The sequence below is a fragment of the Flavicella sp. genome (assembly GCF_029238425.1).
Taxonomy (GTDB): domain Bacteria; phylum Bacteroidota; class Bacteroidia; order Flavobacteriales; family Flavobacteriaceae; genus Flavicella.
On sequence record NZ_JAQWGB010000116.1, the window covers coordinates 1 to 7,708 of the forward strand.

The window sequence follows — 7,708 nt, forward strand, 5'->3', positions numbered from 1 at the left end:
TAATTAGATTTTGATTTAACGCGCTGTAAGTTATTTAGAAAACAATTGATCCTTAAATTTCACAGTATTTTTAGACTCATTTGGTTTGTCAACTAAAATAGAGTTAGTATTTTTGCCGAAACATAAGGATAATGAAAAACACCAAATACGTTTTTGTTACAGGAGGCGTTACTTCATCACTAGGAAAAGGTATTATTGCTGCTTCACTAGCGAAATTACTTCAAGAAAGAGGATATTCTGTTACTATTCAGAAATTAGACCCCTATATCAACATCGATCCAGGAACCTTAAACCCATACGAACATGGAGAATGTTATGTGACGGATGACGGGGCTGAAACTGATTTAGATTTAGGTCACTACGAACGATTTTTAAACATCCCAACTTCTCAGGCTAACAATGTTACCACAGGAAGAATTTATCAATCTGTTATTGATAAAGAAAGAAAAGGAGAGTTTTTAGGAAAAACCGTTCAAGTAATTCCTCATATCACCAATGAAATTAAAGAAAGAATACAAATTCTAGGTAAAACAGGTGATTATGATGTAGTAATTACGGAAATAGGTGGAACTGTAGGTGATATTGAATCATTACCTTATGTAGAATCTGTACGTCAATTATTATGGGAGTTAGGAGATAACAATGCGATTGTTGTTCACTTGACTTTGGTACCTTACTTGGCTGCTGCAGGAGAATTAAAAACAAAACCAACTCAGCATTCTGTAAAAATGTTGATGCAAAGTGGAGTTAGCCCTGATGTATTAGTATGTAGATCTGAGCATAAAATCTCCGATGATATCAAACGTAAATTAGCATTGTTCTGTAACGTTAAAAAAGAGGATGTAATTTCTTCTTTAGATGCTGAAACTATTTACGATGTCCCAAATCTTATGTTTTATGAAGGATTGGACAAAGTGGTTTTGAAAAAATTAGATTTATGCGATAACGATCAGCCTAAATTGGTGGATTGGAATAAATTTTTAGGAAAACATAAAAGTCCTAAAAACAAAGTGAAAATTGGTTTGATTGGTAAATATGTTGAATTACATGATGCTTATAAATCAATTTCCGAAGCTTTTATTCATGCTGGTGCTGCTAATGAAGTAAAAGTTAAAATTCAATGGATCCATTCTGAAGATCTTACTTTGGAGAACATCCCTAGAAAACTAAAAGATTTAGATGCTATTTTAGTAGCACCTGGATTTGGAAACCGTGGAACAGAAGGAAAAGTTGATGCTGTACGTTATGCACGTGAAAACAAAATTCCATTCTTAGGAATTTGTTTGGGAATGCAAATGGCAGTAATTGAATATGCTAGAAATGTTGTAGGAATAAAAGATGCCAATTCTTTAGAAATGGATGCTGCTTGTCCAAACCCAGTGATCAACTTAATGGAAGATCAAAAAGATGTTACTGAAAAAGGAGGAACGATGCGTTTGGGTGCTTGGGATTGTAAAATTTCTGAGGATTCTAAAGTGTACGCTGCATATAAGTCTGAATTGATTAGTGAGCGTCATAGACACCGTTATGAATTTAACAACGAATATTTAAAACAATTAACAGATGCTGGTTTAAAAGTTACGGGTGTTAATCCGAAAACTGGATTGGTAGAAATTGTTGAAGTAGAAGATCATCCTTGGTTTGTAGCTGTTCAATACCACCCAGAATACAAGAGTACTGTATTGAATCCTCATCCTCTATTTGTGGAGTTTGTGGATGCTGCTTTACAATACACTCTAAAAAGGACGATAATTAATTAAAAACTGAATTCTCAGTTTAATAAAATCAAAATGGAAGAAAAAAAATTTGATGCCAATTCAATAATTGGATTTTTGCTGCTAGGGGCGATCATGCTTTGGTTCATGTACACAAACCAACCAGAAGAACAAATAGAAGAAGCTACTTCAACAGAAGAAGTTGCTACTCAAGAAGGTTTTCCTGCTCCAACCGAAGGAAACTTAACAACACAAACTGTTGTTTCTGATTCTATAGCTTCTATTGAAGCTCAAAAAAGGTTAGGAAGCTTTGCTTATTCTGCGGGATTGAATGTGGAACAAGAAGGTACTACTGTTATAGAAAATGATGTATTAAAACTTACTGTTGCTAATAAAGGGGGACAAATTGTAGAAGCCTTAGTTAAAAACTATAAATCTTACGATTCTTTACCTCTATATTTAATTAAAGATGCCAATGCTTCTTTTAATTTAAATTTTGGAACTACATCCAATAGAACTTTTAATACAAAAGATTTAGTATTTCAACCAAATCTTACTAAAAATGGAGAGAATTCAGTTCTTTCTATGAGGTTAAAAGTTTCTGAAAGTAATTATCTAGAATACAGATATGAACTAAAACCAAATAACTATATGGTTGGTTTTGCTGTTCGTTCTGTAGGACTAGGTTCTGTGATCAATAGTTCAAATAAAATTAATTTGAACTACCAATTGAAAGCTTTTCGTCATGAAAAAAGTATGAAGTACGAAAATCAGATGACTGCTTTGATCTATGAAAAAGAAGGAAACAAAAAAGATGATCTTTCTATTTCTGGTGATGATAGTGAGCAAGAATCTCAAGTTTCATGGTTTGCTTTTAAACAACATTTCTTTTCAACGATTTTAATCGCTGAAACACCATTTAAAACTGCCAACCTTGCTTCTCAAACATTATTCAAAGACGAAGCTACAGATAAAGTTTTTACTAAAAACTTTGAAGTTTCTGCTCCAATAGAATTAAATAATGGAGAAATTAACAATGGCTTTAGCTTATTTATAGGACCTAACGATTACAGTTTATTATCTAGTTATGATAAAAACATTGAAAATGTAGTTGACCTTGGTTGGGGAATCTTTGGATGGATTAACAAACATGCTTTTATTCCTTTGTTTAACCTTTTAGGAGGATTGATTAGCAACTACGGATTGGTTATTATTTTAATGACCATTGTGGTTAGAATTTTCATGTCTCCATTGGTATACAAGTCTTATTTGTCAAGTGCTAGAATGAAAGTGTTGAAACCTGAAATGACAGCGATCAATGAAAAATATCCTGGTAAAGACAATGCAATGAAACGTCAACAAGAAACAATGGCTTTACAACGTAAAGCAGGTGTTAGCATGATGGCAGGTTGTATTCCTGCTCTTTTGCAAATGCCGGTTTTCTTTGCTTTATTTAGGTTTTTCCCTGCAGCGATAGACTTACGTCAACAAGGATTTTTATGGGCAGATGATTTATCATCTTACGATTCTGTTTTTCAATTGCCATTTACAATTCCTTTCTACGGAGATCACGTTAGTTTATTTCCAATATTGGCTTCTGTTGCAATTTTCTTTTACATGAGAATGAGTCAGAGTCAACAAATGAATATGCAACAACCTGCACAAGAAGGAATGCCTGACATGCAAAAAATGATGAAGATGATGATGTACTTCTCTCCTATCATGATGTTAGTTTTCTTTAACTCCTATGGATCAGGTTTAAGTTTGTACTATTTTGTATCTAACTTGTTGACAATTACAATTATGTTAGTAATCAAAAACTTTATCATTGATGAAGATAAGATTCATGCTCAGATTCAAGAAAACAAAAAACGTCCTGAAAAGAAAAAAGGTAAATTCAGACAAAGAATGGACGATGCAATGAAACAAGCACAAGAGCAACAAAAAGTGCAACAAAAACAAGGAAAGAAAAAGAAATAACAATTATTTTCTTAAACTAAAAAAGGCTACCAGTATGGTAGCCTTTCTTTTTTATGATATTTCGTATAGACTTATCAAATAAACAGAACAATTTTCAGGTTGTCCTGACAAAGTTTTCGAATTCTTGAATCTATGTCATTCAATTAATTATTTAAATCTATTGCATAAAAAAAGGCTACTTTATAAGTAGCCTTTTTTATTTTCTAAATTAAAATTAGTTTACACTTCTTAAATAAGCTAATTTATCTTTCCAAACTTTCAATCCTTTTGTTTGTTCGGCAATTGAGTTTCTAACATTTTTAACCAAAGGGTTATCCTCATTTGCATTGGCAATAAAACTAATATTATTATCCAGCTGCTGAATTCCTTTCGTAATTTCGTCAATTTTCTTTCTCACAAACTGAACTTCACTCTCAATTTTTCTAGAGTTATTTGAAGTCAAATACGTGTCAATTTGCATTTTATATTTTAACATTTGTAATTCAGCTCCTTCAATTGCTAACTGAGCAAACAACTTTTCTATAGCTGAATTAAAATCCGCTTCAATCTGTTTGTCTTTTCTAGGAACTCTACCTATGTTTTTCCAAGTTTGCATATAGGCTTTCACTTCCTCTAGCGTAATTTCAGTGTTTCCAATGACCCCTAAAATTTGAGATAAGAAATCCTTTTTCGTGGCCAGAGCCTCTAATTCTTCATTAGAACCGTTATCCTGAATTTGGTGTACTCTATCAAAATAATGATTACATGCGTCTTTGAATTCTTTCCAAATTTTATCGGAATGTTTTCTAGGCACATGACCTATCGTTTTCCAATCTGCTTGGATTTTTTTCATTTGACCAGTAACACTTTTAAAATCGTCACTATCTTTTAAAGATTTAGCCAATTCTAACAAAGCCGTCTTTTTTTCTAAATTGGAATGTTGCACAGAATTTAATTCCTTATAGAATTGATTTTTTGCATGATTGAAACCCTTTGTAACAGCTTTCAATTGATCCCAAATTTTCTGACTTTTATTTCTTGGCACTTTTCCGATAGTAAAAAACACCTCTCTCTGAGCTTCAAAATCTTTGATTGACCTTTGCCAATCAGAATGGGTTTTATTTTTAGAAACATCAAATTTATCCAATGCAGCGATGACCTCTAACTTCTTTTGAATATTCTCTTGATATTTCGATTTTTGCTCATCAAAATACTTATCTCTTTTGTCGTGAATGATTTTTGTTGCCTCACTAAATTTTTGCCAGATTTCCTCTCTAAATTCTCTTGAAACCGGTCCGATATCTTCTTTCCAAGCTTTATGAAGCTCTTGCAAGCCTTTAAACGCTTTTGAAACATCTTCCATTAAAGTCAGTTCAAATGCCTTTTCAACAATCTTAATTTTTTCCTCAAGATTGTGTTTAAAATCCAACTCGCGTAAATCATTATTCATATGTAGCAAATCATAAAAACGCTCTACATGATGATGATAATTTCTCCAGGTATTGTTATATTTTGTTCTTGGTACGGGACCAATAGATTTCCAAGTTTCTTGAAGTTCTTTGAACTCCTTATGCATAGTTTTAGAATCAGCTTTTTCAATAATTCCCTTTAAAGCCTCAATGGTCGCCAATCTCTTATCAAGATTTTCTTTCAATTGAGAATCTAATTCTGAATAATGCTTATTTCTTTTTGTTCTATATTCATTGATAATTTCGTTGAACTCCACTTTGACAGGACTTGAAAAATGAAAATCAATAGACTCTCCTCCTTCTGCCAAAAAAGCTGCCTTTTTAGAAGCCAATAATTCGCTAAATTTGGTATCGAAAGATTTTCTAAGAGATTCAACACTTGTCTTTATTGCTTGAATTTTTTCATCCTTGACAAGATTTTTTATTTCCTTCACAATCTCTTCCATGCTTAAAGAAGCATAATCTATCGTTGGAACTACTTCTTTCTCTTCTACTTTTTCAGCATCAGCAGCTACTTTCTCCTCTATGGAAGAAACAACTTTCTCTAAAGCTGCAGTAGTCTCATCAGATGCATTTTCTGTGTTTTTTTCTACCTCTTTAGCTTCAGTATTTGTTGAAGAATCTGTTTGTTTCTGATCTTCAGTTGATTTTTCTACATCTTCAGAATTACTATTTACTGCGTCTAACATCTTAACGTGTTTAAAGTTCCTAATTATAATTGTTTAAATATAACTATAGCATCTTAAACAACAAAATTAAACGCTTTAAAAAAGAAGGAGTTAAATGTAAAGAAACAGGCTGTTTTACTATTGCCTATTCCAAATTTCCCAAGATTTTTCTGCTTGAAGTTCCAGCATTTTCATTCCATTGGCAATACTCGCCCCCTGCTCTTTTCCTTTTCTTAAAAAAGCAGTTTCTGATGGATTGTATATCAAATCAAATAATAAATGAGAGTCATTTAAGAATTGAAACGGTATGTTTGGATGTTTGTCAACATCTGGATGTGTACCTATTGGAGAACAATTTACTATGATTCCTGTTTCTAAAATTACTTTTTCTGATAGGTTTTCATAGCTAATCTGATTATCATCCTTAGGAATACGAGATACAAATTTATAACTTATTCCACGTTTCTTAAACGCATATGCAACCGCCTTAGAGGCTCCACCAGTTCCTAAAATCAATGCTGTTTTGTGAGTGTCTTTTATAAAGGGAGCAATAGATTGATCAAAGCCATAAACGTCGGTATTAAAACCTTTGCGTTTCCCATTCTTATATATTTTAATGGTATTGATTGCTCCTATCTCTGCAGCCTCTTCATCAATTTCATCTAAAAAAGCGCCTACATCCTCTTTGTAAGGGATGGTAACATTCATTCCCTGCAAAGTTTCTTTATGTGTATCAAAAACAGCAGGAAACTCTTCAATAGATGCTAGGTCAAAATTTACGTATGAATTATCATTCAATTGAAGTTTGTCAAACTTTTCAGAGAAATATCCTCTAGAAAATGAATATTCAATATTTTTACCAACCAATCCAAAAAGTTTCTTTGCACTCATATCATTTATTTTGAACGCAAAAATATTGAAATCCTAGTTGGTGACCATACATTTCTCTTAATTTCTCAACAGTTATTATTCCTTTAGCAAAGTTTCTATATCAATTTTGAGCTGATTTATAGAGGCTCTATTCAAACCATTATAAATCCCTCTTATATGCCTGTTTTTATCAATCAGTAAAAAATTTTCTGTATGTAAAAAATCATCTTCATCTTTTACAATCCCCAAATCATTCTCTACAAAATATTGATTTCTACCCAAGTCATAAATCGCCTTTCTATCACCAGTAACCAAATGCCATTTTCCTGAAATCGCTCCTTTATTTATAGCATAGTCTTTTAAAGCTGGAACAGAATCTTTTTCAGGTGTCACAGAATGAGACAATAGCAATAACTTTTCTTCATTCAAAAAAGCATCTTGAATTTCTTTCATATTTGCAGTCATTCTTGGACAAATTCCTGGACATGAGGTAAAGAAAAAATCCGTTACATATATTTTACCTGAAAAAGTAGCATCTGTAATATTTCCCCCTTCTTGATTAGTCATTGAAAAATTAGAAACACTATGAAAATTCTTTTCTTCATCACTACCTGGTTCTAACCAATAAGGAGTAAAACTTTCATCTTTATAATAAGGTAAATTTGCCACCCTACTTTTTGTTTTAGCATCTTTACAACCTAAACAAACCAGGAAAAGAAGTAATACATTAATTTTTATAATCTTCATATTTGATAACGGTTTCTTTCTTTAAATTATAGCAAGAATTTGCACGGCGCATTCCAAAGATCCTGCCTTCTTTTGCTTCATAATTTACATATAATTTACCATTTTGCAACCATGCTTTTTGCAAACCGTTTTCTTTACCATTACTTAAGTTTCTTTTTTTAGAAAGTTTACCATCTGCCCACCAACTTGTTTCCAGTCCATTTCTTTTCCCATTTAGATTATAAGTAACATGGTACGCTTTATTTCCATTAGACCAATAGGTTGTATAATCAGAAACAAG

5 protein-coding genes and 1 pseudogene are annotated in these 7,708 nt (G+C 32.2%); 2 read left to right on the plus strand and 4 right to left on the minus strand.

Translation table 11 applies throughout. The features are described from left to right. The first annotated feature begins 131 nt into the window (after nt 1-131). Both P8H68_RS08680 and yidC read left to right on the plus strand, forming a co-directional pair. A complete protein-coding gene (locus P8H68_RS08680) occupies nt 132-1,760 on the plus strand; it encodes a CTP synthase (protein ID WP_300323596.1) in 1,629 nt (542 codons plus the stop codon). A 30-nt stretch (nt 1,761-1,790) separates the two neighbouring features. Beyond that, nucleotides 1,791-3,695 (plus strand): membrane protein insertase YidC, encoded by a 1,905-nt coding sequence (gene yidC / locus P8H68_RS08685; protein WP_300323599.1) that lies wholly within the window; start codon nt 1,791-1,793, stop codon nt 3,693-3,695. Nucleotides 3,696-3,909: 214 nt separating this feature from the next. Here the strand turns inward: yidC and P8H68_RS08690 are convergent, their stop codons facing one another. From P8H68_RS08690 to P8H68_RS08705, 4 genes and pseudogenes are all read right to left on the minus strand, one after another. Further along, on the minus strand, nt 3,910-5,832 hold the full coding sequence (locus P8H68_RS08690) for a DUF349 domain-containing protein (RefSeq protein ID WP_300323602.1): 1,923 nt from the start codon (nt 5,830-5,832) through the stop codon (nt 3,910-3,912). A 117-nt stretch (nt 5,833-5,949) separates the two neighbouring features. Then, the gene (locus P8H68_RS08695) at nt 5,950-6,702 is read right to left on the minus strand and encodes a shikimate dehydrogenase (protein ID WP_300323604.1); all 753 of its coding nucleotides are present in this window, start codon (nt 6,700-6,702) and stop codon (nt 5,950-5,952) included. A 75-nt stretch (nt 6,703-6,777) separates the two neighbouring features. Continuing rightward, entirely contained in the window at nt 6,778-7,428 is a 651-nt protein-coding gene (locus P8H68_RS08700) for an SCO family protein (protein ID WP_300323606.1), read from the minus strand. After that, a pseudogene (locus P8H68_RS08705) lies at nt 7,409-7,708 on the minus strand (hypothetical protein); the annotation flags it as partial. The gene P8H68_RS08700 and the pseudogene P8H68_RS08705, both read right to left, overlap by 20 nt.